The sequence below is a fragment of the Pseudomonas mandelii genome (genome assembly GCF_002251635.1).
GTDB lineage: Bacteria > Pseudomonadota > Gammaproteobacteria > Pseudomonadales > Pseudomonadaceae > Aquipseudomonas > Aquipseudomonas mandelii_B.
Map to the genome: position 1 here is coordinate 1 of NZ_NMOJ01000033.1, position 22,663 is coordinate 22,663.

Annotated in this window: 20 protein-coding genes and 1 pseudogene; 10 read left to right on the forward strand and 11 right to left on the reverse strand. The window is 60.3% G+C overall.

All coding sequences use genetic code 11. From position 1 onward, the window contains the following. The first annotated feature begins 551 nt into the window (after positions 1-551). The 4 genes from B7L09_RS05005 to phnE are packed head-to-tail and all read left to right on the forward strand — an operon-like array spanning position 552 to position 3,782. Positions 552-1,403, forward strand: a complete 852-nt coding sequence (locus tag B7L09_RS05005) for a putative selenate ABC transporter substrate-binding protein (protein ID WP_094467960.1) — start codon at positions 552-554, stop codon at positions 1,401-1,403. Next, positions 1,400-2,197, forward strand: coding sequence for a phosphonate ABC transporter ATP-binding protein (locus B7L09_RS05010; protein WP_094467961.1), 798 nt, complete (start codon positions 1,400-1,402; stop codon positions 2,195-2,197). The genes B7L09_RS05005 and B7L09_RS05010 overlap by 4 nt, the downstream gene beginning before the upstream one ends. Further along, positions 2,191-3,018 (forward strand): PhnE/PtxC family ABC transporter permease, encoded by an 828-nt coding sequence (locus B7L09_RS05015; protein WP_094467962.1) that lies wholly within the window; start codon positions 2,191-2,193, stop codon positions 3,016-3,018. The genes B7L09_RS05010 and B7L09_RS05015 overlap by 7 nt, the downstream gene beginning before the upstream one ends. Beyond that, a complete protein-coding gene (gene phnE, locus B7L09_RS05020; RefSeq protein ID WP_094467963.1) occupies positions 3,015-3,782 on the forward strand; it encodes a phosphonate ABC transporter, permease protein PhnE in 768 nt (255 codons plus the stop codon). The genes B7L09_RS05015 and phnE overlap by 4 nt, the downstream gene beginning before the upstream one ends. Before the next feature lie 18 nt (positions 3,783-3,800). Here phnE and B7L09_RS05025 read toward each other — a convergent pair whose 3' ends face one another. Then, entirely contained in the window at positions 3,801-4,193 is a 393-nt protein-coding gene (locus B7L09_RS05025) for a GFA family protein (RefSeq protein ID WP_094467964.1), read from the reverse strand. 261 nt (positions 4,194-4,454) lie between these two features. Here B7L09_RS05025 and B7L09_RS05030 point away from each other — a divergent pair, with 261 nt between their 5' ends. After that, the gene (locus B7L09_RS05030; protein ID WP_094467965.1) at positions 4,455-6,161 is read left to right on the forward strand and encodes an amidase; all 1,707 of its coding nucleotides are present in this window, start codon (positions 4,455-4,457) and stop codon (positions 6,159-6,161) included. A 278-nt stretch (positions 6,162-6,439) separates the two neighbouring features. Here the strand turns inward: B7L09_RS05030 and B7L09_RS05035 are convergent, their stop codons facing one another. From B7L09_RS05035 to B7L09_RS05050, 4 genes are all read right to left on the reverse strand, one after another. After that, a complete protein-coding gene (locus tag B7L09_RS05035) occupies positions 6,440-7,591 on the reverse strand; it encodes a carboxylate-amine ligase (protein ID WP_094467966.1) in 1,152 nt (383 codons plus the stop codon). 239 nt (positions 7,592-7,830) lie between these two features. Then, positions 7,831-9,156, reverse strand: a complete 1,326-nt coding sequence (locus B7L09_RS05040; RefSeq protein WP_094467967.1) for an OprD family porin — start codon at positions 9,154-9,156, stop codon at positions 7,831-7,833. Positions 9,157-9,293: 137 nt separating this feature from the next. Then, positions 9,294-10,643 carry a GntT/GntP/DsdX family permease gene (locus B7L09_RS05045; protein ID WP_094467968.1) on the reverse strand — a complete coding sequence of 450 codons (1,350 nt, stop codon included), beginning with the start codon at positions 10,641-10,643 and terminating at the stop codon, positions 9,294-9,296. 184 nt (positions 10,644-10,827) lie between these two features. After that, positions 10,828-11,208: a RidA family protein gene (locus tag B7L09_RS05050; RefSeq protein ID WP_094467969.1), complete on the reverse strand. Its 381-nt coding sequence runs from the start codon at positions 11,206-11,208 to the stop codon at positions 10,828-10,830. 162 nt (positions 11,209-11,370) lie between these two features. Between B7L09_RS05050 and B7L09_RS31940 the strand changes: the two genes are divergently transcribed. Further along, a complete protein-coding gene (locus B7L09_RS31940) occupies positions 11,371-11,526 on the forward strand; it encodes a hypothetical protein (protein WP_176457663.1) in 156 nt (51 codons plus the stop codon). A 63-nt stretch (positions 11,527-11,589) separates the two neighbouring features. Here B7L09_RS31940 and B7L09_RS05055 read toward each other — a convergent pair whose 3' ends face one another. Beyond that, positions 11,590-12,606: a M14 family metallopeptidase gene (locus B7L09_RS05055; protein ID WP_094467970.1), complete on the reverse strand. Its 1,017-nt coding sequence runs from the start codon at positions 12,604-12,606 to the stop codon at positions 11,590-11,592. A gap of 173 nt (positions 12,607-12,779) precedes the next feature. Here B7L09_RS05055 and B7L09_RS05060 point away from each other — a divergent pair. Continuing rightward, positions 12,780-13,265 (forward strand): annotated as a pseudogene (locus tag B7L09_RS05060) (TetR family transcriptional regulator C-terminal domain-containing protein); the annotation flags it as partial. Here the strand turns inward: B7L09_RS05060 and B7L09_RS32270 are convergent. The 5 genes from B7L09_RS32270 to B7L09_RS32605 form a co-directional block, all read right to left on the reverse strand. Beyond that, on the reverse strand, positions 13,221-14,228 hold the full coding sequence (locus tag B7L09_RS32270; RefSeq protein ID WP_094467972.1) for a DMT family transporter: 1,008 nt from the start codon (positions 14,226-14,228) through the stop codon (positions 13,221-13,223). The pseudogene B7L09_RS05060 and the gene B7L09_RS32270 overlap by 45 nt on opposite strands. Further along, positions 14,228-14,926: an ABC transporter permease gene (locus B7L09_RS05070; protein ID WP_094467982.1), complete on the reverse strand. Its 699-nt coding sequence runs from the start codon at positions 14,924-14,926 to the stop codon at positions 14,228-14,230. Before B7L09_RS05070 ends, B7L09_RS32270 begins: the two co-directional genes overlap by 1 nt. Before the next feature lie 5 nt (positions 14,927-14,931). Beyond that, positions 14,932-15,645, reverse strand: coding sequence for an ABC transporter permease (locus tag B7L09_RS05075; protein WP_094467973.1), 714 nt, complete (start codon positions 15,643-15,645; stop codon positions 14,932-14,934). 172 nt (positions 15,646-15,817) lie between these two features. Beyond that, complete coding sequence (locus B7L09_RS05080; protein ID WP_094467974.1) at positions 15,818-16,606, reverse strand: transporter substrate-binding domain-containing protein; 789 nt, start codon at positions 16,604-16,606, stop codon at positions 15,818-15,820. A gap of 28 nt (positions 16,607-16,634) precedes the next feature. Next, a complete protein-coding gene (locus B7L09_RS32605) occupies positions 16,635-18,638 on the reverse strand; it encodes an aminotransferase class I/II-fold pyridoxal phosphate-dependent enzyme (protein ID WP_094467975.1) in 2,004 nt (667 codons plus the stop codon). Between the two features lie 801 nt (positions 18,639-19,439). Here B7L09_RS32605 and B7L09_RS05090 point away from each other — a divergent pair. From B7L09_RS05090 to B7L09_RS05100, 3 genes are all read left to right on the forward strand, one after another. Beyond that, the gene (locus B7L09_RS05090; RefSeq protein ID WP_176457664.1) at positions 19,440-21,200 is read left to right on the forward strand and encodes a caspase family protein; all 1,761 of its coding nucleotides are present in this window, start codon (positions 19,440-19,442) and stop codon (positions 21,198-21,200) included. Positions 21,201-21,223: 23 nt separating this feature from the next. Continuing rightward, the gene (locus B7L09_RS05095; RefSeq protein WP_094467977.1) at positions 21,224-21,928 is read left to right on the forward strand and encodes an NlpC/P60 family protein; all 705 of its coding nucleotides are present in this window, start codon (positions 21,224-21,226) and stop codon (positions 21,926-21,928) included. Positions 21,929-22,106: 178 nt separating this feature from the next. Continuing rightward, positions 22,107-22,652, forward strand: coding sequence for a hypothetical protein (locus tag B7L09_RS05100; RefSeq protein ID WP_010459060.1), 546 nt, complete (start codon positions 22,107-22,109; stop codon positions 22,650-22,652). Positions 22,653-22,663: the final 11 nt, after the last annotated feature.

Genomic DNA, 22,663 nt, shown 5'->3' on the forward strand with positions numbered 1-22,663 from the left:
AAACCCGGCGCTCACAAAGGAGCCCCACGCATGACCACCATATAAAGCCGAGCCCCAAAAAAGAGGCTGCATAAGGTGTTGCCATACGGCTATTTGCAGGCGGGCTACCAAACCCGATCACTGTTTTTCAGTGACCAGGAAACGATATAGCCCACCCCAAAGCCGCACAAGCCGGCGGATTCTGGCGCACGCGTAGGCAACGACGCAAGGCGTTGTAGCCGTTAGGACGTAACGCCGAGTGTCTTTAAACACGCGCACCCAAACATGTTTAAGGCACTAAAAAAACAGGGACACGTAGGGCTCGCCCAAACGCGTACACGCAGGCCTGTTTGCGTCAGAAAACAATGAGAGCGATTAAAATGCCGGTTAAATGCCAACGGCGTGGCCAAGGTTCAGTTCGAGCAATGGTGGTGCAGCCCTTCGCGACGCCTATTGACGAGGTCAAAACCGGTTAATATGCCCCCGCTTCGTCTACCCTCACAAAGCGCCAAGCAAGTTCAGCTTGTGCCAGGCGCATCGATATTTTTCCGTTCATTCACCGGAGAGCTTCCATGCTCAAGCGTACCCTGGCATTGGCCGTTGGCCTTACCCTGACATTTGGCAGCCTGTTGGCACAGGCCGCCGACACCTTGAAAGTCAGCGCGATTCCCGATGAAGCCCCTACTGAACTGCTGCGCAAGTTCAAGCCGCTGGGCGCTTATCTGGAGGAAAAACTGGGCATGAAGGTCGAGTTCGTGCCCGTGAGCGACTATCCGGCGGTGGTCGAGGCGTTGGCGACTGACCGCATCGACCTGGCCTGGCTGGGCGGTTTCACGTTTGTGCAGGCACGTCTGAAAACCGGTAATGCCATTCCGCTGGTGCAGCGCGAACAGGACGCCCAGTTCACCAGCAAATTCATCACCGCCGACCCGAACGTCAAATCCCTCGCCGACCTGAAGGGCAAGACCTTCGCGTTCGGCTCGGTGTCCTCCACGTCGGGCAGTCTCATGCCGCGCTATTTCATGCTCAAGGATGGCATCAAGCCTGAAACCTACTTCAGCCGCGTCGGCTACTCCGGCGCCCATGACGCCACCGTCGCCTGGGTCCAGGCCGGAAAGGTGGACGCCGGGGTACTGAACGCCAGCGTGTGGGAAAAACTGGTCGCCGCCGGCAAGGTCGACACCAACAAGGTCAAAGTGTTTGCGACCACCCCGGCCTACTTCGACTACAACTGGACGGTGCGCGGGACCCTCGACCCGGCGCTGGCGGCGAAGATCAAGGCCGCCTTCCTCGCACTCGATCCGGCCAACCCGAAGGACAAGGAAATCCTCGATTTGCAGGCGGCCAGCCGGTTCATCGAAACCAGTCCTGATAACTACAAAGGCATCGAGGAAGCCGCACGCGCCGCCGATCTGCTGAAATGACATTACGTCTGACCCAGGCCAGCCTGACTCACGCCAACGGCGTCCAGGCATTGCGAGACGTGGATCTGCACATCGGTGCAGGCGAGCAGGTTGCCGTCATCGGCCCGTCCGGCGCCGGCAAGTCGAGCCTGCTCAACCTGCTGGCCACCGCTTTGCCACCGGACAACGGCGAGTTGCAGGTGCTCGGCGAGCGCGCGTGGCAGCTGTCTGCCCGGCAGCGCCAGCGTTTGCGCGCACGCATCGGTCTGATCCATCAGTCGCCGCCCCTGCCACCGCGCCAGCGTGTGGTCACCGCGGTGCTGGCCGGAAAGTTGGGGCAATGGGGCCTGGGCAAGAGCCTGCTGAACCTGGTGCATCCGCTGGATATTCCGGGCGCCCGCGCTGCACTGGCCAGGCTCGACCTGAGCGACAAACTATTCGCCCAATGCCAGCAACTGTCCGGCGGACAGCTCCAGCGGGTGGGCATTGCCCGCGTGTTGTATCAAGCGCCCGAGGTGTTGCTGGCCGATGAGCCGGTTTCGGCGATGGACCCGGTGCTGGCCGAACACACGCTTTCGGTGCTCTGCCGCCATGCCCGGGAGCACAACGTCACCTTGGTCGCCAGCCTGCATGCGGTGGAGCTGGCCCTGGCGCACTTTTCGCGGATCATCGGCCTGCGTGACGGGCAGATCCTGTTCGACCTTGCGGCCAGCGACGTCGACCGCGAGCTGCTCGACAAGCTCTACGCCAACGAGCAGCTGCACTCCTCGCCGGTGCCTCCCGTGTCCTTGAGTGTGCAGATTCCCCGATGCTGACGCCTGCCGCCCGCGACCCCGCCGCCCTGCCCCGTTTGCTCCTCAGCCTGTTGGCGATCGCCCTGCTGTGGCCGGGCATCCACTTCAGCGAATTGGACCTCGGCGTTTTAGTCGCGAGTGACAGTCAGAGCGAGATGGGCCGGTTTGTCTCCGCCTTCTGGCCTCCGGCCCATGACGCCGAGTTCATCGAGCTGCTGTTGCAAGCCACGCTGCAGACCTTGGCCATCGCCACGGCCGGCATGGCCTTGGCGTTGCTGTTGGCCGTCCCTGCCAGCCTGCTGGCCAGTCGCGCCCTGTCGCTGTCGGCAGCCTCCCGTGCAGGTCGCCCAAGCTTCGGCGGCCAACTGCTGCGTTGGCCGGTACGCGGTTTGCTGATCTTTCTGCGCAGCGTGCCGGAGATCGTCTGGGCCCTGCTGTTCGTGCGCGCCGTCGGCCTCGGCCCGACCGCCGGGGTATTGGCCATTGCGATTACCTACAGCGGCATGTTGGGCAAGGTCTACGCAGAAATTTTCGAGTCGGTCGACCAGCGACCGGCCCATGCGTTACTGCGTTCAGGCAGCGGTCGACTGGCAGCGTTTTGCTACGGGATCTTGCCCAATGTCGCGGCGGAGCTGCTGTCGTACACGGTGTACCGCTGGGAGTGCGCGATCCGCGCCTCGGTGGTGATGGGCTTCGTCGGTGCCGGCGGTCTGGGTCAGCAAATGGATCTGTCGTTACGCATGTTCGCCGGGGGGGAAGTGGCCAGTTTGTTACTGACGTTCCTCGTCCTGGTGCTGCTCGCCGATCAACTCAGTCGCCTGCTGCGCTGGAGGCTGACATGAATCGCCTGATCAACCTGGCGCTGGTCCTGGGCATTGGCGCCGCGGTAGTCGCCTCGTTCATCTACCTGGGCATCGACCTCGGCGAACTCGGCGGCGCCGGAAACCTGAAGCAGATGGCTGCCTATGTGCAGCGTTTCCTCAGCCCGGACCTGAGCGCGGGTCATCTGCAAGCCATCGGTCACGGCGCGCTGGAAACCATTGCCATGTCCGCCTTGGGCACCCTGCTCGCGGCGGTGTTCGGTCTGCTGTTGGCATTGCCCGCGGCCGGGCGTTTCGGCTGGCCGTTGCAGAGTGCGTCGCGTCTGGTCCTCAATGCCTTGCGTGCGGTCCCGGAACTGGTGTGGGCGGCGCTGATGGTGCTGGCCGCCGGACTGGGCCCCAATGCCGGCACCCTCGCCTTGGCCCTGCACACCACCGGCGTACTCGGCCGGCTGTTTGCCGAAGCACTGGAAAACACCCCGCCCGAACCGGCCGACGCCATCCGCCTGCAGGGTGGCAATGCCGTGTGGGCGTTCTGTTACGGCACATTGCCCAACCTGTTGCCGCAGTTGCTGGCCTACATCCTGTACCGCTGGGAAAACAATATCCGCATGGCCAGTGTGCTCGGCTTCGTCGGCGCCGGTGGTTTGGGACAAATGCTGTATGTCAGCCTCAGCCTGTTCCAGGAAGCTCAAGCCAGCACGGTGATCCTGGCCATGTTGCTACTGGTGTTCGCCGTCGATTCATTGAGCAGCTGGAGCCGTCAACGCTGGGTCAAGACCTGACTGCTTTCGCAGAACGGCCTACTCCTCCAAACGCCCCGTCCCCTCACGGTCGTGCTTGTAGTGTCTGATGAGCGCAAACGCCGGCAACCAGGACTCGCGACGCACCATCCAGCTTTCGTAGGTTGGCGTCAGTTGATCAGGGGCATCGAGGGATCCCAGGTTCACTTCGATTTCGTCGGCGGTGCGTGCAAAAACGGACGAACCGCAGCGCGGACAAAAATGCCGCCCGGCGTAGTCGCGTGTTTCGCCCTCGATCTTCACTGCCTCCTGAGGGAAGATCGCGCTGGCATTGAAAAGAGCCCCATGATGCTTGCGGCAATCGAGACAGTGACAAACGCCGACACGGTAGGGCCGTCCTGACGCTTCGATTCGAACATTGCCGCACAGGCAGCCGCCGGTGAATCGGTCCATGTTGCGTCTCCTCTGAATCCGCCCCTGCCTCACGCNACAGGAAGCTTTGTGACAGGCATAAACCGTTTCAGCGTTTCCTTCTGCGCCCGCCTTGGTGCTAAATAGGCGGCCCAGGTTTCAAGTCCAGACCCTGTCGCGTATTGCCGTGCAACGAGAAATCGATATGAACACCCCTTTTGAGACACGTGATGCCCCTGAGCCCAAGACCCGGCAAGCGGCCAACCTTCACCTCCTCCCCCCTCAGCCGTCAGTGGTAACAGCATGATCGAAGTCACCGAAGTGTCCATTGCCCAATTACGTGCGGCGCTGGCGTCTGGCCAGACCACGGCGGTTGAGTTGGTCCAGGCCTACCTTGCCAGGATCGACGCCTACGACGGCCCCGACACGCCCACCGCGCTCAACGCGGTGGTGGTTCGCAACCCCGAGGCGCTCAACGAAGCGCAGGCGTCCGATGCCCGTCGGGCCAAGGGCGAAACGCTCGGCCCGCTGGATGGCATTCCCTACACGGCCAAGGACAGTTACCTGGTGAAAGGCCTCACCGCGGCCTCTGGCAGTCCGGCCTTCAAAGACCTGATTGCCTATCGCGATGCCTTCACNATCGAACGCCTGCGGGCCGGCGGCGCCATCTGCCTGGGCAAGACCAACATGCCGCCGATGGCCAATGGCGGGATGCAACGCGGGGTTTATGGCCGTGCCGAAAGCCCGTATAACGCTGACTACCTGACGGCGCCTTTTGCGTCGGGCTCATCGAACGGTGCCGGGACTGCAACCGCCGCCAGTTTCGCGGCCTTCGGCCTCGCCGAAGAAACCTGGTCGAGCGGACGCGGTCCGGCCTCCAACAATGGCCTGTGCGCCTACACCCCTTCCCGTGGGGTGATTTCGGTGCGCGGCAACTGGCCGCTGACGCCAACCATGGACGTCGTGGTGCCGTATGCGCGCACCATGGCTGACCTGCTGGAAGTGCTCGACGTGGTCGTCGCCGAAGACCCCGACACCCGTGGCGACCTGTGGCGCCTGCAACCCTGGGTGCCGATCCCGAGCGTGGCCTCGGTGCGCCCGGCGTCGTACGCCGAGCTGGCCGTCAATAGCCAAGCCCTCGCCGGTAAACGTTTGGGCGTGCCGCGCATGTACATCAACGCTGACCCCGAGGCCGGCACCAGCGAAAAGCCCGGGATCGGCGGGCCGACGGGGCAGAAAATCAACACCCGTCCTAGCGTGATCGGTCTCTGGGAAGAGGCCCGCCAGGCACTCGAAACCGCCGGTGCCGAGGTGGTCGAAGTCGACTTCCCGCTGGTCTCCAATTGCGAAGGCGATCGNCCNGGCGCGCCGACGGTGTTTACTCGCGGCCTGGTGTCCAAGGAGTTCCTGCACGATGAATTGTGGGAACTGTCGGCCTGGGCGTTCGATGATTTTCTGCGAGCCAACGGTGATCCGAAACTGCACCGCCTGGCCGATGTCGACGGGCCGCTGATCTTCCCGCACGACCCGGGCACCCTGCCCAATCGCGAAGACGAGCTCGCCGCCGGCATGGACGAATACGTGAAGATGGCCGAGCGTGGCATCACGCCGTGGGACCAGATCACCACCCTGCCGGACGGCCTGCGCGGGCTGGAAGAGACGCGTCGAATCGACCTGGAAGACTGGATGGATCGACTGAATCTCGATGCGGTGTTGTTCCCGACAGTGGCCGACGTCGGACCGGCGAATGCCGATGTCGATCCGCAGTCGGCGGACATCGCGTGGAGCAACGGTGTGTGGGTCGCCAACGGCAACCTCGCCATCCGCCACCTCGGTGTGCCGACNGTGACCGTGCCGATGGGCGTGATGGCGGACATCGGCATGCCGGTCGGGCTGACCTTTGCCGGCAGNGCCTANGACGATTCAGCGCTGCTGCGCTTTGCTTCGGCGTTTGAGTCGGCCGGCAGCAAACGAATGATCCCGCCCCGGACACCGCCGTTGCAGGGCTGAAATAGCTGCGCGCTGGTCTTCAGCCGAGCAAGCCTCCTGCGGTGAGGGGCTTGTTCGGCTGGAGATTGTCTTAGGTGAGACCTTCACTGATCCAAGACAATCTCCAGTCGAACAAGAACCCTGTGGCGAGGGAGCTTGCTCCCGCTGGGTCGCGAAGCGCCCCCAAAAAGGGCCTGCTGCGCAGTCCAAACCGCCGTTGCAGGGCTGAAATAGCTGCGCGCTGGTCTTCAGCCGAGCAAGCCTCCTGCGGTGAGGGGCTTGTTCGGCTGGAGATTGTCTTAGGTGAGCGCCATTTCACTGATGCACGACGCTTGCGACGTTTCCAGCAGCAACTGATCCACGACTTGCGACAGCGCGGCGTCAACACCCTCTCCCCCACGCACGGCTCGCGCATAGACGCTCCGCTGCCGGTCCGCACTGGTGCCGTCGCGGAGAATCCGGCGGGCCTGGACGAACACATCCTCCACGCCCATCTTCTGCGCCGTGTCCCCCAGAATCTGCTGCGCCCTGAACAGCCATTGCTCGGCAGAGAACGGCCGATCGTAGCCTTCAACGATGAAGGCTGCGTGGATGCCGGACCGTTTCGCCCGCCACCGATTTTCCTTGAGGATCCATTGCGACACTTGCGAATAGCTCAATCCCGGGCGGGGTTGGTCAATGGCATGGGCCACCAGCAAGCGAAACAAAGAGGCAATGCACAAGACGTCATCCAGGCGCGGACAGGCGTCCGTCATGCGCATCTCCAGCGTCGGGTACTTCGCGGCGGGGCGTAAACCCCACCAGCAATCGCCCGCCTGCTTGATGGTACCGGTGCGGATCAGCATGGCGACGTAGGCGTTATAGGCGCTTTGATCTTCGAAGAACTCCGGAATGCCCATCCGTGGCCACTCATCACACGCCGTTTGCCGGTAGCTCATGAAGCCGCTATCGGCGCCGTCCCAGAAAGGTGAAGAAGTGCTGAGTGCCAACAGCAACGGCATCCACGGCAAGACTTCGTTCATCACCTGAATACGGTCCACATGCCCAGGCACTTCAACATGCACGTGCAGGCCGGACAGCACGCTGCGCCTTGCCACGCGCTGGTAGTCTTCAAACAGTTGAACAAAATGAGGGTGGTCGGTGGCGTGCTGCAAACGCCAATCGGCCAACGGGTGGCTGCCGGCACTGAGCAGTCCCAGCCCGTACCCTTTGAGCGTTTGCCGCAACCTTGTGCGCGCAGAAAACAGGTACTCCGCTGCTTGCGCGACGCGGGTGAAGATGGGCGACGCGACTTCAATCTGCCCCCTGAACATCTCATGCGCGAAACAATCGCCGAGCACCACCTGACACGCTTCAATCGAAGCAACGGAAGGATTCTCGGCCATGCGCCGGGTGGCCAGGTCCGTGATGAAGTATTCCTCTTCAATGCCAAACTTCAGGTGTCTGTCCATCGATTCTCCTCTCGCCTTGCACACTGCAGTCTGGTGAGACCGACAAGGGATTCATGTCATCCCTCGCCTTCTGTCTGTCATCAAGCGTTCCGGGAGTTCGCAGTGAGTACAGCCTCCCTCACTGCAGATGACGAAGGGGGTGATGGGGAGTTCCAACGGAGTGATGATCTGCTTTTTTTGGGCGCGATCCTGCTCGCGAGNGGCCGTTACCGCAGAAATGGATATGCCCCCAAAAAGGGTTACAACAACGACAACGTGTAGTTAATGATGAACCGATTCTGATCCACATTCCGCCCCGCATCCGTGTTCGACTTACCATTACGCAAACTAAACCCAAGCCCCTTCAGCGACCCCGATTGCAATACGTAATCCAGCGTCATATCACGCTCCCACTCAGACTGATCCCCCGCGTTTTGCGCCTTGATCCCGGTCCCCTTCAGATACACGATCGTCGCCTTCAACCCCGGCACCCCCAACGGCGCGAAATCATAGCTGTACTGCCCGAAATTAGTCTCCTCGCCCGCACGGGCAAAGCTCTGGATCATCCGATCCGTCGGCAAGTAAACGCTACCACCACCCGCCCCCTTATCAATCAGGCTGCCCTGGTTCGGCTGAACAAAGTTGCTGCCATCACCCACCTGCTGATGCCCCAGCGACACCGCATGACCATTGTTGGCATAGGTGACCATCGCCACCCAAGTGTTGTTGTCGATCTCACCATTGTTGTCCTCGGTGTAACCCGACACCCGATAACCCTGCGCCCTGCCTGCGGCTGAACTGTTGGCACCGGTCGACGTGGTGCGGAAATAACGCAAGTCAGTGGTGAAGGAGCTTTTGCCGTCGATCGGCAGCACATGCGTCAGGCCGAAGAAGTTCTGGTTGTAGAAGTCTTCCATCTGCGCGAAGTAATACTGCGCCTTCAGGTCCTTGGTGACGTTGTAGTCACCCCCGGCGAAGTAGAACTTGTTGCTGTCCTGGGTGCTGCCCGCCACCGACAGTCCGGTGCGGTCAGTCGAGGCACGACCCACTGCGTGTTCAAGCACACCACTGGTCAACATCAGGCCATCGATGTCGTTCGAAGTGATCTGCGCACCGGTGAACGATTGCGGTAATACCCGGGCATCGTTCGAGATCAGGATCGGCAATTTTGGCAGCAACGTGCCGTAGCGGAATTCGGTTTTTGAGATGCGCATCTTCGCCGTCGGGCCAAAGCTGCTCCAGGCATCCGCCGCGCCGTCGCCCTCGGTCGGGATCATGCCGCTGCCGTTGTGGCGCCCGGTGCCGCTGTCCAGCGTAACCCCGAGCAGCGCCTGGGCATCGACCCCGAATCCAACGGTGCCTTGGGTAAACCCGGATTCATAGCGCAGCACAAACCCCTGCGCCGCTTCCTCGGTTTTCGAGGGCTCGGCGGCGCCGTCGCGGTTGTCGCTGTTGAAATACAAGGTGCGCATCGACAGGCTGGCTTTGCTGTCTTCGAGAAAACCGTGGCTGGGGGTGTCGGCTGCCTGTGCGCACATCGAACCTGTGGCCAACAAGAATGCGGTGGGGATTGCGTGCTTGAACATACGGAGCTCCAGGGTGTTTTTTTGTTTTTTTGACTGTTTGGCGACCGCTCTCCGCCCTTGGCACCCAAATGCGGCGCGCACGATGACGCGCTCAATGGGTGACCATGAGCCTTGAGGAAAGCGATCGGAGTGTTCGGTTAAATCAAGTAAGAAAGACCCACCGTCAGCGCGAAAGCCACCACCGAAATAATGGTCTCGAGCACGGTCCAGGTCTTGAAGGTCTGGGCAACGGTCATGTTGAAGTATTCCTTGATCAACCAGAAGCCGCCGTCGTTGACGTGGGAAAAGATAACTGACCCGGCACCGGTCGCCAGCACCAGCAACTCCGGGTGTGGGTATCCCAGACCGATGGCTACCGGCGCGACGATGCCCGAAGCGGTGGTCATGGCCACGGTGGCGGAGCCAGTGGCGATCCTCATCAACGCCGCAAACAGCCAACCCATGATCAGCGGCGACAGGTGAAATTCGTGGGCCAGGCTGACGATCTGATCGGTGACCCCAGCATCCACCAGAATGCGGTTCAACCCGCCGCCCGCGCCGACCAGCAAGGTAATACTGGCCGTCGGCGCCAGGCATTCATTGGTGAACTTGAGGATCGCTTCACGGTTAAAGCCCTGGGCCAGCCCCAAGGTCCAGAAGCTCACCAAGGTCGCCACCAGCAGCGCGATCACCGAGTTGCCGATAAACAGCAGGAACTGATTAAAACCGTTCCCCGGCGTGGAAATCAGGTTGGCCCAGCCACCGATCAGCATCAGCACCACCGGCAACAGAATGGTCGCCATGGTGATGCCGAACCCCGGCAGGCTGTCGCGCGGTTCGCGGTCGAGGAACTGGCGTTCCAGCGGGTTCTCCGCCGGCAGGTGAATGCGCGGCACGATGAACTTGGCGTACAGCGGACCGGCGATGATCGCCGTAGGGATACCAATCAAGATCGCATACAGCACGGTCTGCCCGACCGACGCCCCATACACCTGCACCGCCAGCATCGCCGCAGGGTGCGGCGGCACCAGCGCATGCACCACCGACAGCCCGGCGACCATCGGCAAACCGACCATCAAAATCGACACGCCCGTGCGACGCGCGACGATAAACACCAGCGGGATCAGCAGCACAAAGCCGATCTCGAAGAACAGCGGGATGCCCACCAGGAACGCGGCAAACATCATGGCCCACTGGACTTTCTCTTTGCCGAAGGCGCGGATCAAGGTCTGCGCGATCTGATCGGCGCCGCCGGACTCGGCCATCATCTTGCCGAGCATCGTACCCAGCGCCACCACCAGCGCAATGTGCCCCAGGGTTTTGCCGACCCCGGCCTCATAAGCGCCGACTACGCCGGACGGCGGCATGCCCGCCAACAGCGCGAGGCCGATGGACACCAGGGTGATGACAATGAACGGATTGAGTCGGTAACGGGCGATCAGAACGATCAGGGCAATGATGGCAATGGCGGCATACACCAGCAGCCAATAGCCGAAGGACAGGGTCATGCGGTACTCCTCGAAAGGGTCACGTCGAATGGGTTGTGAAACTCATAAAACATTTCGAGGCGTGATTTTCAAACGAGGCGAAACTAATTTTCGTAGAGGGATAAGGGTTGTCGCGCAGAGGCATGAGCCGTCGTTGTTTTTGAAACTGGGCCAGGTGGATTTTCATCACACCTGACCCGCGCCGTCAGGCTTTGGCGGCCATCGCGGTGACTTCCACGCGCATGCCTTCGACCGCCAAAGCGGCCACACCGACGGCAGCGCGAACAGGCCAGGGCTTGGCAAAAAATCGCTTGTAGACTTCGTTGAATGCAGCCCGATCAGCCATGTCGGTGAGGTAGATGGTCAGGTGCATGACCCGGTCCATGGAACTGCCGGCTTTCTCCAGCGCCACCTTCAACGCTTGCAACGTGCATTCGCTCTGCAGGGTGATATCGCCCAGCTCCAGGCTGCCGTCGGCGCGGGTGGGAATCTGCGTGGAGACCAGAATGCCGTTGAAGCCGGTGACGTCGGAGGAGATGGAATCCGCGTCAGGATCGGGGGTGAACGCGATGTCTTGGTTTGCCATGAGGGATCTCTTGCTTGAGGTGGTAAAGAGGCGGTCGATGCCTTTTGCGCGGACAGTTTACAGTCCGAAGCCTGGATTGCGTGCGCGGCTGCTCCCAGGAAAAAATCTCGAACTCCCTCCCGGGTGCTGTATCCAATGTGTAGGTCAACGGAGGTACGCACGATGAACAACGATGACAGTGTCAGTAACAGCGAAAGGGATCGGAAGGACAGGGACGCCGAAGAGGTCGATGAAACAACGCCTCCCGAAGAGAATGAAGCCGAGGCGATCCAACGAAAAGTAGACGAGATACAACGCAAAGTGGCGGATGGGAACTAGCGTGAAGGCCACCCCGCTTATCTTCAGCGGAGGTGGCCAACAGGCTGACCAAATGCTCTGCGCCTAGTTCGGGTCCAACAACCCGCCACTCCAGTTGCGCGAAATACGGCTCCCGGTGAATTTCGCCACCACCATGCCCTGCGACACGAACCGGTCCCGATAGCGTGTGACCATCCGCCCCGCTTGCTCGGCCACCAGCACCACTTCGGAAGAAGGATCACCGGGCCGCCGCAGAATCCGCGCAAAGCGCTGCCCTTCTTCGACGAAGTCGCCCAGTTCCTTTTCAAAGATCAGCACCCCGGGTTGCGGCGCGAGGATGGTCTCCATCTGGCCCATTTCCATCGCTTCGACGGGCCAGTCAGCGGGTGACAGCGCTTCGTCGATGACCCCGTAACTGCACAGCCAGGCGTAAAGTCCCGCGGCATCCTGCTCGGCCAACCTGTCGCTGACATCGCCCTGCCCGCGCAGCTCCAGGGTCGCGGCCATGCGCTGCTCGGTGATGCCGTCACGCAGCCACGGCGCAATGATGGTTTCTTCGAAGGAGCCGTCACCGCCGTCATCCCAGATGATCGCCACGTCCATCTTCATCGCCGCCGCCAATTCGCGGCCACGGGGCCAGAAACGGCGGTGCACGTAGAGGTAGGGCAAGGCTTCGTCATCAGTGTGCAGGTCGAGCATCACCTCTGCGGTAGCCGCCAGTTGCACCAGGCTTTTTTGCCATTCCTGGACGTTGGTCGACGGTTGCTCCATCACGGCCGACTGGTCGAACGAGCGGTTGAAGTTATGCCCGGTCGCGTCGTGAAAACGACCCAGGATTCGCCCTTGGCGGAACTGCCCGATGCCCAGGGGATTGGCTTGCGGCACCACGGTTACACTGCCCTTGAGACGGCCCTCGGCCTCGGCGACCTGAAGCCGTTGCATCAACAGATGCAGCACCAGCATCCCGGCGATTTCGTCGGCATGCACCCCCGCCTGCAAATGCACCTTCGGCCCGCTGCCGTCGCCCTCGAAACGCCAGGCGCCGACCTGCACCGGATCGCCGTTGTTGTTGCGAACACTGAACGAAATATCCTGCGCCATCTGCTTATCCTCCCCCGTCATAAACGTTAAAAACCGATGCATCGCTGCGGCCAACACTGGAGATTGAACGCATGTTCAACTAAGCTCGCCAACCTGGCACTGCACCCAAGGATTCCCTTGTGACAACCCCCTCTCCAAAGAACCGTCGCGCAGAACCCGATGAGCGCCGCGAAATGCTGGTGGCCGCCACGGTACGATGCTTGGTCCGTGATGGTCATGCCGGCATTTCCGTGCGCCGTATTGCCACCGAAGCCGGGGTGTCCGTCGGCCTGCTCAATCACCATTTCGGCAGCATCGATGCGTTGATCGCCGACACGTATCAGAAGATCGCGAACGAACTGACCACCGCCCTGCGCCAGGAAATCCAGCAGGTCGCCACCCCAGCCGAAAAGATGGACGCGTTTCTCAAAGGCTCTTTTTCGCCGAGGGTCATGGAGTCGCAATTGCTGAGCGTCTGGGTGGTGTTCTGGAGCCTGATCCGGCACTCCGAACACGTCAGCCAGTCCCACGAAAAAAGCTACCGCGCCTACCTCGATCTACTGCGCCAGTTGCTCGATGACATGGCCGCCAGCGAAGGTTTCGTGATCGGTGACACGCGCCTGGCCGCCATCGGTTTATCGGCGATGCTCGACGGACTCTGGATCGAGGGGTGCCTCAACCCCGGCACTTTCAGCCCCGCCAACGGCCTGCATATCTGCCGCTGTTGGGTACAGGGGTTGCGTCACGGAGCATTCAGCACCGACGACATCCTGTGAGGGATGGCGGCCGAAGATCATCGCCAGGGTGCCGCTGACCGCGATCAGGCCGGCACCGATCATCAGCGACACATCCATCAGCGTGCCCCAGATCAAGCTCGACAGCAGGAACGCCCAGATCAGCCCGGTGTACTCGAACGGCGCCAGCAAGGTGGCGGTGGCCCGCTGAAAACTGGCAAACAGCAGGAACTGACCGATACCGCCCACCAGACCGGCAACCAGCATTCCCAGCCACGCCGGCGTCGGTGCCGGGGTGAACGTCCAGGGCAGCGCGACCGTCATGCACAGCACGAACACCACGTTGGTGATCAGCATCTGCTCCAGCACCGAGGTCTGGTCATCTACCTGGCGCAACTGGATGTAAGTGAACGCCCAGCACATCGCCGCCAGCAGTGTCAGGACAATGGGCCACGGGTCGGCGATGTTGCTCGGGCGGCAGGCGATGATCACCCCGACAAACCCGAGGATCAGGGAAAACCACTGCCAGCCGCTGGCCTGCTCCTTGAGAATCACCGCCGCCAGCACCGTGACCATGATCGGCGCGGAAAAATACAAGGTGGTCATTTCCGCCAGGGACAGGTCCCGGGCGGCCGTGTAATACAGCAGCCAGGCCACAATCGACAGCAAACCGCGCACCACCAGCAAGCGCCGACTCGGCGAACGCCAGGCCCGCTGGACCAGGCGCAGGCGCCCGGCGATCACGCAGGCGCCCACCACCACCAGGCTGCGCCAGAACAGGATGGTGAACACCGAGTAATCAGCCACCAACCATTTGATGACCGCGTCCTGCAACGCCAGGAACGCGTACCCCAAGGTGCACAGGCCAATGCCCTGCAGCGATCGGTCGACGACCTGCGACGTGCTCATTACACCGACCTGCGCACAGGCGTCCCGCGCCGTTCGGCAAAGGCANAAANCGCCTCGATCAGGAACGTCAGGCACAGGTAGACACCGGCCACCAGCAACAGCGGTTGATAGATCTGCAACGTCTGCGCCCGCACCACGTTGGCCGCGCCCAGCAGGTCGACAATCGCAATCGTCGAGGCCAGGGCCGTGGATTTCAGCAACATCACGGTTTCCCCGGCCAGTGTCGGCAACAGCAACCGCAGCGCCCGAGGCAAACGCACTCGCAACAGCGATTGGCGCGGTGTCATGCCAAACGCCGAGGCCGCTTCCATCTCGCCTTTGGGCACCGCCAACAGGCCGCCGCGAATCACTTCACCGACATAAGCGCCTACCGACAGCACCAGGGCAAAGACGATGTACCAATAACCATCGCGCAAATACGGCCAGAGAAAACTGCCGCGTATCAGCGGGAACTGCGCAAACACGCTGCCGAGCCCGTAGTAGAAGATGTAGATCTGGATCAGCAACGGCGTACCGCGCAACACGCTGGTGTAGAACAGGCTGGCCTTGGCGATCACCTTGTTTTTCGAGATCCGCGCCAGCGCCACCAGCACCGCCAGTGCAAAACCGAACACACTGGAAATCAACAGGATGGTGATGGTCGTTTGCAGTCCCCGGCCCAACAGCGCCGCGTATTCAACTATCCACGCTGGAATCATTTCATTCACTCAGCCAAAGGCATCCAGCGACGAATACGCCGCTCGAGCCGTCCAGACAGGTAGTTGGACACCANCGTCACCAGGTAATACAAGGCGGCGGCCGTGAGGTAGAACAGTAAGTATTGACGGGTCGAACCCGCCGCCTGCTTGGCGGTGTAGAGCAATTCGTTGGTGCCGACCACACTGATCAAGGCGCTGTCCTTGATCAGGTTGATCCACAGGTTGGACATGCCGGCCAGAGCGTACGGCGCCATGATCGGCAAGGTCACCCGGCGGAACAGGCCGATGCCGCTCAAGCCAAAGGCCCGCGCCGCTTCAATCTGGCCATGGGGAATCGCCAGGATTGCCGCACGAAAAATCTCCGAAGCGTAAGCGCCCTGCACCAGCCCCAGTACCACGATGGCGGCTAACGGGCCGCTGACATTGACGACGCCATAGCCCATCTGCGTCATCAGCGAATTGAGGAGCATGGAGCCGACGTAGTACAGCAGCAGGATCAGCAGCAACTCCGGAATCGCCCGGAACAAGGTTGTGTAACCGCGCATCAGCGCTGCAATTGGCTTTGGCGCGCCGAGCTTCAGGCAGGCCACCACCAGACCGATGAACAGCCCGACCACAAAGGCCCCGGCCGATATTTGCAGGGTCATCCAAAGACCCTTCAACAGCGCACTGCCCCATCCTGTTTCGCTGAAGTTGATCAATTCGAACATGGCTGGCATTTCAGTCTCCAGTTAGCGCACATCCCCTGTGGGAGCGAGCCTGCTCGCGATAGCTATCTATCATTCAACTAAGAAGTCNNCCTGCTCGCGATAGCTATCTATCATTCAACTAAGAAGTCGACTGATCCGCCGCCATCGCGAGGAGGCTCGCTCCCACAGGTTCCGGGTCAGGTCAGAACGCGGGTTTCACGCTGGTACCGAAGTAATGCTGGGACAGGTCGTCATAGTCTTTGCTGGCCAGCAAGGAGGTGATTGCCTTGTCGAGTCTGGCCTTGAGTTCGGCGTCGTCCTTGCGCAGGCCGGCGCCCACGCCTTTGCCGAAGATCGGGTCATAGGGCACGGCGCCCAGGTATTCGAGGTTGCTGTTGCGGGCATCCGGGGTCTGGACGAAAGACGCCATCGCCGTGCCGTCCGCCATCATCAGGTCGATGCGACCGGCAATCAGGTCGGCGTTGGCCGAGTCCTGGGTGTCGTAATACTTCACGTCAGCGATTTTTTCGTAGTACTGCTTGAGGTAGCTGGCGCTCACGGTGGAGTTCTGCACACCGATGATCTTGCCCTTGAGGTCATCCGGATACTTTTTCACCGACGTGCCCTTCGGCCCGACAATCGCAATCACGGAGTCGTAATACGCCTTGCTGAAGGCGATCTGCTTTTCACGCTCATCAGTCACCGACATCGACGAGAAGATCACGTCGATCTTCTTGGCCAGCAGCGACGGGATGATGCCATCCCACGCCACTTCCTTGATCTCGCACTCGGCTTTCATTTCGCTGCACAGCTTGTGGATCAGGTCGACTTCAAAGCCTTTCCATTCACCGTTGGCCTGCTTCTCGGTGTACGGCGGATAGGGTTCCGCTGCGACTGCGAACCTGATCGGCTGGGCCTGGGCCGCGCTCATCCCGGCCAGTAATACGCAGGCCACGCCCGTCATCCAGTTTGCCAAACGTCGATTTCCCATGATGTTGCCCCGTCTTTTTATGATGTTATTAGCGAGTCTGATGAGCGTTGACGAATTGTCGGCAACGCTCGCTGCGTGGGTGTACGAAAACGTCGTCCGGCGAACCGGTTTCCTCGATCAGCCCCTGGTGCAGATAGGCGACTTTGGAGGAGACATCGCGGGCGAAAGCCATTTCATGGGTCACCAGGATCATGGTCCGGCCTTCTTCCGCGAGGGAGCGGATCACCCGCAGCACTTCGCCGACCAGTTCCGGGTCGAGTGCCGAGGTGGGTTCATCGAACAGCATGACCTTGGGCCGCATGGCCAGGGCCCGGGCAATCGCCACCCGTTGCTGCTGGCCGCCGGAGAGAAACGCCGGGTATTCATTGCGCTTGGCGGCCAGCCCCACGCGTTCGAGCAAGGCTTCGGCCCGTTCAGTGGCCTCGGCACGGCTTTCACGCAGGACCTGGGTCGGCGCCTCGATGAGGTTCTCGAGCACCGTGCGGTGAGGCCACAGGTTGAAGTTCTGGAACACCATGCCGAGGGTCGAGCGGATGCGCACCAGTTGCTTCGCATCCGCCACCAGCGGCGCGCCGGGAATGCCGTAATTGAGCTTGATGCTTTCGCCGTCGACATGAATGCTGCCTTGATCCGGCACTTCGAGCATGTTGATGCAGCGCAACAAGGTGCTCTTGCCCGAACCGCTGGCGCCGATCAGTGAGATCACATCGCCTTCGCGAGCCGTCAGGGAAACGCCTTTGAGGACCTCGATATTGCCGAAGCGTTTGTGCAGGCCATCGACCTCGATCATGGTCTTGGCCTTGACCGGTTCAGCGATCGCTTCGCAAGTGACACGGCTGATCACCGGCCGCGGCGCTTCGCCTTTCAACACCAGGACAAAGTCGCGAATACGCTGGCAGGCCTGGGCCAGTCGTTCTTCACCCAAAGTGAACGAGAGCCGCACAAAGCCTTGGGCAGGCTCACCGAAAGCCGCCGCATCCAGCACCGATACGCGCGCCTCGCGCAACAGCCGCCAGGCGAATTCCAAAGAGGTCAGGCCGGTGTCACGCACGTCCACCAGCACGAACATGCCGGCATCGGGAGTGAGCACAGAAATACCCGGGCAATCCGACAGGCTGGTCACCACCAGGTCGCGACGACGGCGGTAGATGTCGCGCATGCCGTGGGTCACCTCTTCATGGGCTAGAACAGCCTTGAGCGCAGCATCCATGACAAAGCCCGGCAAGCCGTAAAGCATGCTCAACACCAGGGTTTCGGCGTGAGCCACGAGGGCTTCATCAGCGACGATCCAACCGGTACGCCAGCCGGTCATGGCATGGGATTTCGACAGACTGCCGACCACAATGCAGCGCTCGGCCATGCCCGGCAGTGCGGCGAGGCTGAGGTGCTCTCGCTCGAACGTCAGGCTCTCGTAGACCTCGTCCACCACAACCCACAGGTCATGCTGGATGGCGAGGTCGGCGATGGCTTGCAGCTCTTCGCGGTTGAGCACCACTCCGGTCGGATTATTCGGATTGGAGAAGAACAGCGCCCGGGTGCGCGGGGTGATGGCCTTGGCCAGCACGGCGGCATCGAGCCGGAAACCTGAATCCGCCGAGCACGGCACGCGCACCAACGTGGCGCCGGACGCCTTGAGCGTTGCCTCGTAGGTCACGTACATCGGGTCCAGGGCAATCACTTCGTCGCCGGTATTGAGCAGGCACATCGAGGTGATGAACAGCGCGTTCTGTGCCCCCGCCGAAATGATGACGTTTGGCGCCGTCACCTCACGGTCGAACAGCACGCTGTACCGAGCGGCGATGGCTTCACGCAAAGCCTGGCGACCGGCGATTTCAGTGTAATGGGTGTCACCCTCGCGCAGCGCATGAATCGCGGCATCGGTGATGAAATCAGGGGTGGGGAAATCCGGGTCGCCGACGCTGAGAATGATCACATCCTCACCGCGGCGCTGGGCTTCAAATGCCGCATTGTGAATATCCCAGGCGGCGACACCGTCGCCTGAAATCCGCTCAACAAAGGGTGAAAACCGCATGCCAGTGCCTCGTTCGAAAAGAAGAAACGCAAGCCCGCGCAACCAGCCGGGGAGGTGGAACGAACATAGTCGAAGCTGAACACTCGTTCAACAGAAAAGTGACCAGGGTTCGCGTTCAGCGTAAACAGGTCGTTTTTACGACAGTCGTGCCGTTTCCAGGTCCTGCGCTTTTGTCGTGAGCAGTGGGTCTGGTCGTTCGTTCGAAGTTGGCCACCGCGGCAATAAAGAATCTGACATTTTTCAAAACATGAAGACTCGGTAACCGATGACCAACTCATCACCAAAAAGACAGGCCGCGCCTTTTTTATCCACTACTTATTTTTTCATCACCTGAACCCGGCATTATTTGTTTCAGAAATGAGTCTATTGTTTCAACTTTGGCACACCTGACTGTAACGCAAGTAAGACAGTAGACAACCAGAAACTGCAGGACGTAATACCCCCCTAAAAACCGTTTGTAAATTCGAACTAAAACAGCCACTTCAACTGAAAATACCAATACCAATCTTTATATTTAATATTTTTTACAATCATCATCTTACACAACAAAAACAACTCGCAATCACTGCCCCCACTGAAAACCAGCTTCTTCATTCCAATTGATCATAAAAAAAATTCGAACGATTTTAACTCTTCTAATATGCTCAATCCGAAACACCTAATAAGCACACTTTAATAACGCTTTCCGCAACACCCTGGATGAATACTTGTTTCCACCTATGGAGTGTTAATAGCCCACCACGTAAAAACATCCGTTTTCTACGTCGCCGGCAAGTTTGCTGTCAGTGCAAGGGAATGAACATGAAAATCAAAATTCTATGTATACATGGCATAGGCCACGAAGAAGCAGACGAGAGTTTTCAGGCGTCCTGGCACCGGGCGATTACTACGGCAGTGGCGCGAGTGGCGCCGAATACCGACGTCGAGCTGGATTATTTTCAATACGACGAACGCTTTTCCTCCAGTGGACTGGGGGCGGCCGACATCGCCGAGGCCACGCTGCGACTTCTGACCAGCGCGGTCATCCATTCAGTGGGTGACGTGTTCCGGCGCAATCGCGGCATCGGGCAGTTTCCCGATCGCCTGCGCTGGACGGCCGGCATGGTTGCCCAGTGGTCCGCGGACGAAGCGCTACGGACCACCCTGCGTAAGGACCTCGCCAGTGTTATCAGCGATTCGCAACCGGACATCGTCTGTGCGCACAGTCTGGGTACGCTGGTTGCCTATGACACGTTTCGTCGGGATCCCTCCCTGATGAACAACCGGGTGCTTATCACGTTCGGCTCGCAGATTGCCAACCCGGCAGTGCGCGAGACATTTGGCGGGCGCATTGAAGGCATCGACGATGCGCGCAAGTGGTATCACCTCTACAACGAGCACGATCAGGTTTTTACGGCGCCGCTGTATCTGCGCGATACCAACTTCACCCAGGTCATGACGCCGTTTGATAAGCCCGGCGACGTCCTCAATCATGACGCGACTTACTACCTCGGCCATGCCGAGACCGTGACCAATGTCTGGGGTCCCCTGTTGCAGGCCGGCAAAGCGAAAGGCTTCGACAAGCGACTCGCCGCCGTCGACAAGTCACTGGGCATTGCTGTCCCCAAGGCGCGCACGGTGCGGCGCTCGCGGGACAAGGCGTTGCTGATCGGCATCAACAACTACCCCAATCCGTCCGATCGACTCGAAGGTTGCGTCAATGACGTTTTCCTGATGAGTTCTTTGCTGCAAGAGTCGAAATTTTCGCCGGACGATATCCGCGTCGTCCTTGATGACCGCGCTACCGCTGCTGGCATTCGCGATCGCCTGCATTGGTTGCTCGACGACGCCCAGGCCGGTGACCGCCGGGTACTGTTTTATTCCGGGCACGGTGCGCAGATTCCCAACACCAATGCCACGGGTGAAGCCGACCGCATCGACGAATGCCTGTGCCCGTGGGACTTCGACTGGACGCCGGAACATGCCATCGTCGACAACGATTTCCGCGACCTCTACATCCAGCTGCCCTACAGAACGCAGTTCATCACGATCTTCGATTGCTGCCATTCGGGCGGCATGACGCGTGAAGGTGCTCGCCGCGCACGCGGGCTGACGCCGCCGGATGACATCCGCCATCGCGCGCTGCGCTGGGAGTCCGGGCTGCAAATGTGGGTGGAACGTGACTGGGTGAAACGGGCCCGCAAAAGCGCACAGAAAGCCGAATCGGCCAACACCGTGAGCAATCGCGACGGTATCCGGCGGGTCGGCCAGGCCATCGCGGTGCGCGGTTACGACGATAAGCTCTACGACAAACGACGCGCCGCTTATAAACACGAAGGGCCCTTTCTGCCGATCCTCATGTACGCCTGCGGCGAATCCCAGTTGTCTTACGAATACCGCCACGGCGTCATTTCCTACGGTGCGTTCACCTACGCGCTTGCCCAAACGCTGCGCTCATCCAAGCACAGACCAACGTTCAATGCCCTGGTTCGCGCGACGGGCAAGCTCCTGGCCGAGCTGGGTTATGACCAGAAGCCGGCGATCGTCGGGCCGAAGGATTTGCTCGGCAAAGTCGTTCCCTGAGTCGCCATCGTCTGGAGATTGATATGAGCAGTGAAACGGTAAGAAGTATTCAACAGGCACTGATTGCCGACGGCTTTTTTCCCGGCGAAGTGGACGGGATCTGGGGGAGAAGAACCATCGCCGCAGTGAAAGCCTTTCAGGACAGCGTTGGACTGGAGGCCGATGGCATCGTCGGTCCCAAAACCTCCTCCGCCTTGTTTTCTGACGTTGACCATATCCCTGCGGGACCACTTTTACCGTGGCTCGCGGAAGCAGAGAATTTGATAGGCACCAGGGAAGTCCTTGGCCGCAAGAACAATCCCACCATTCTGGATTGGGCCGACGATCTCGACCTTCACTATCCCGGCGACGAGGTGCCTTGGTGCGGTCTGTTTGTAGCGCATTGCGTGGGTTCTACGATGCCCGAAGAAGTGCTTCCTTCGAATCCCCTGGGTGCGCGGCAATGGGAAAAGTTTGGCGAATCCACCGTGCCACGACTCGGCGCGGTGATGGTCTTCTGGCGTGAATCAAAAAACAGCGGCAAGGGTCATGTCGGGTTCTATACCGGCGAGGATAGCAACGCGTACCGGATTCTGGGCGGTAATCAAACGGACAAGGTGTGCCTGACATGGGTAGGCAAAGATCGATTTCTCAAAGCGCGCTGGCCGCGCAAGGCAAGCTCTTTGGGTGGAGGCGACGCCATCATCGTCATGAACAGAACCGAGGATTTGTCCAGGAACGAAGCTTGAAATCGAGTGCGCCCGAGCTTTCCGGCGAAGGTGCCCTCAGGCCCACCCTTCCAGGCGCAACGTGGCCCTGCCGGGCAAATGCACAACGCTTCTCTGAGCGACGTTTAAAAGCGAGTTGCTAGCCATCTGCCATCAGTCGATAATCCTGCCCCCGGTAACACTCACGTAAGGAAACGCCGTGAAAAAACTTCTATTGTTGGTCCCTCTGTTCGTCCTGCTGCTGCAAGGTTGTGGCGTGACCATGACCCGTTATGAGCCGAGCTTTGAAAACGTCCAACAGCTCAAGCAAACCCCACCCCTGCAATCGATCAGCAATGCTCAGGTCAAGGCGGATGCCGGTCAGGGCTCACTGACAGTCCGGGCCAACCCGATCAGCTCGCCGAGCGGCAGTATCACGCAACATATACAGGACGCGATTACCGAAGAACTGGGTCGGGCGGGCCTGCTGAACCCGCAAGCTCAGCGACATCTGGATGTGCTGGTCGTCAAGAATGAACTGACCGCAGGCATGGGCACTGGCACGGGCCAGCTTGCTGCGCGCTTTACATTGCTCAAGGGCAACGAGGTGGTTTACGACGCGACCAAGGATGTCAGCCGCCAGTGGGACAGCAGCTTTTTCGGCGCCATTGCGATCCCCAATGCGGCCAATGCCTACAACCCGATGGTTCGTGATTTGCTGAAGACGTTGTACAGCGACCCGCAGTTCATTCAAGCCCTCAAGTAAGGGCAAAAAAA

What these genes read in the sequence shown, in the direction of transcription:
- B7L09_RS32605 (WP_094467975.1), bottom strand. Translation starts at nt 18,638, where the DNA reads ATGCGGTTTTCACCCTTTGTTGAGCGGATTTCAGGCGACGGTGTCGCC.
- B7L09_RS05025 (WP_094467964.1), bottom strand. Translation starts at nt 4,193, where the DNA reads ATGGACCGATTCACCGGCGGCTGCCTGTGCGGCAATGTTCGAATCGAA.
- B7L09_RS31940 (WP_176457663.1), top strand. Translation starts at nt 11,371, where the DNA reads ATGAACAACGATGACAGTGTCAGTAACAGCGAAAGGGATCGGAAGGAC.
- B7L09_RS05035 (WP_094467966.1), bottom strand. Translation starts at nt 7,591, where the DNA reads ATGGACAGACACCTGAAGTTTGGCATTGAAGAGGAATACTTCATCACG.
- phnE (WP_094467963.1), top strand. Translation starts at nt 3,015, where the DNA reads ATGAATCGCCTGATCAACCTGGCGCTGGTCCTGGGCATTGGCGCCGCG.
- B7L09_RS05010 (WP_094467961.1), top strand. Translation starts at nt 1,400, where the DNA reads ATGACATTACGTCTGACCCAGGCCAGCCTGACTCACGCCAACGGCGTC.
- B7L09_RS05040 (WP_094467967.1), bottom strand. Translation starts at nt 9,156, where the DNA reads ATGTTCAAGCACGCAATCCCCACCGCATTCTTGTTGGCCACAGGTTCG.
- B7L09_RS05015 (WP_094467962.1), top strand. Translation starts at nt 2,191, where the DNA reads ATGCTGACGCCTGCCGCCCGCGACCCCGCCGCCCTGCCCCGTTTGCTC.
- B7L09_RS05045 (WP_094467968.1), bottom strand. Translation starts at nt 10,643, where the DNA reads ATGACCCTGTCCTTCGGCTATTGGCTGCTGGTGTATGCCGCCATTGCC.
- B7L09_RS05055 (WP_094467970.1), bottom strand. Translation starts at nt 12,606, where the DNA reads ATGGCGCAGGATATTTCGTTCAGTGTTCGCAACAACAACGGCGATCCG.
- B7L09_RS32270 (WP_094467972.1), bottom strand. Translation starts at nt 14,228, where the DNA reads ATGAGCACGTCGCAGGTCGTCGACCGATCGCTGCAGGGCATTGGCCTG.
- B7L09_RS05090 (WP_176457664.1), top strand. Translation starts at nt 19,440, where the DNA reads ATGAAAATCAAAATTCTATGTATACATGGCATAGGCCACGAAGAAGCA.
- B7L09_RS05080 (WP_094467974.1), bottom strand. Translation starts at nt 16,606, where the DNA reads ATGGGAAATCGACGTTTGGCAAACTGGATGACGGGCGTGGCCTGCGTA.
- B7L09_RS05095 (WP_094467977.1), top strand. Translation starts at nt 21,224, where the DNA reads ATGAGCAGTGAAACGGTAAGAAGTATTCAACAGGCACTGATTGCCGAC.
- B7L09_RS05050 (WP_094467969.1), bottom strand. Translation starts at nt 11,208, where the DNA reads ATGGCAAACCAAGACATCGCGTTCACCCCCGATCCTGACGCGGATTCC.
- B7L09_RS05005 (WP_094467960.1), top strand. Translation starts at nt 552, where the DNA reads ATGCTCAAGCGTACCCTGGCATTGGCCGTTGGCCTTACCCTGACATTT.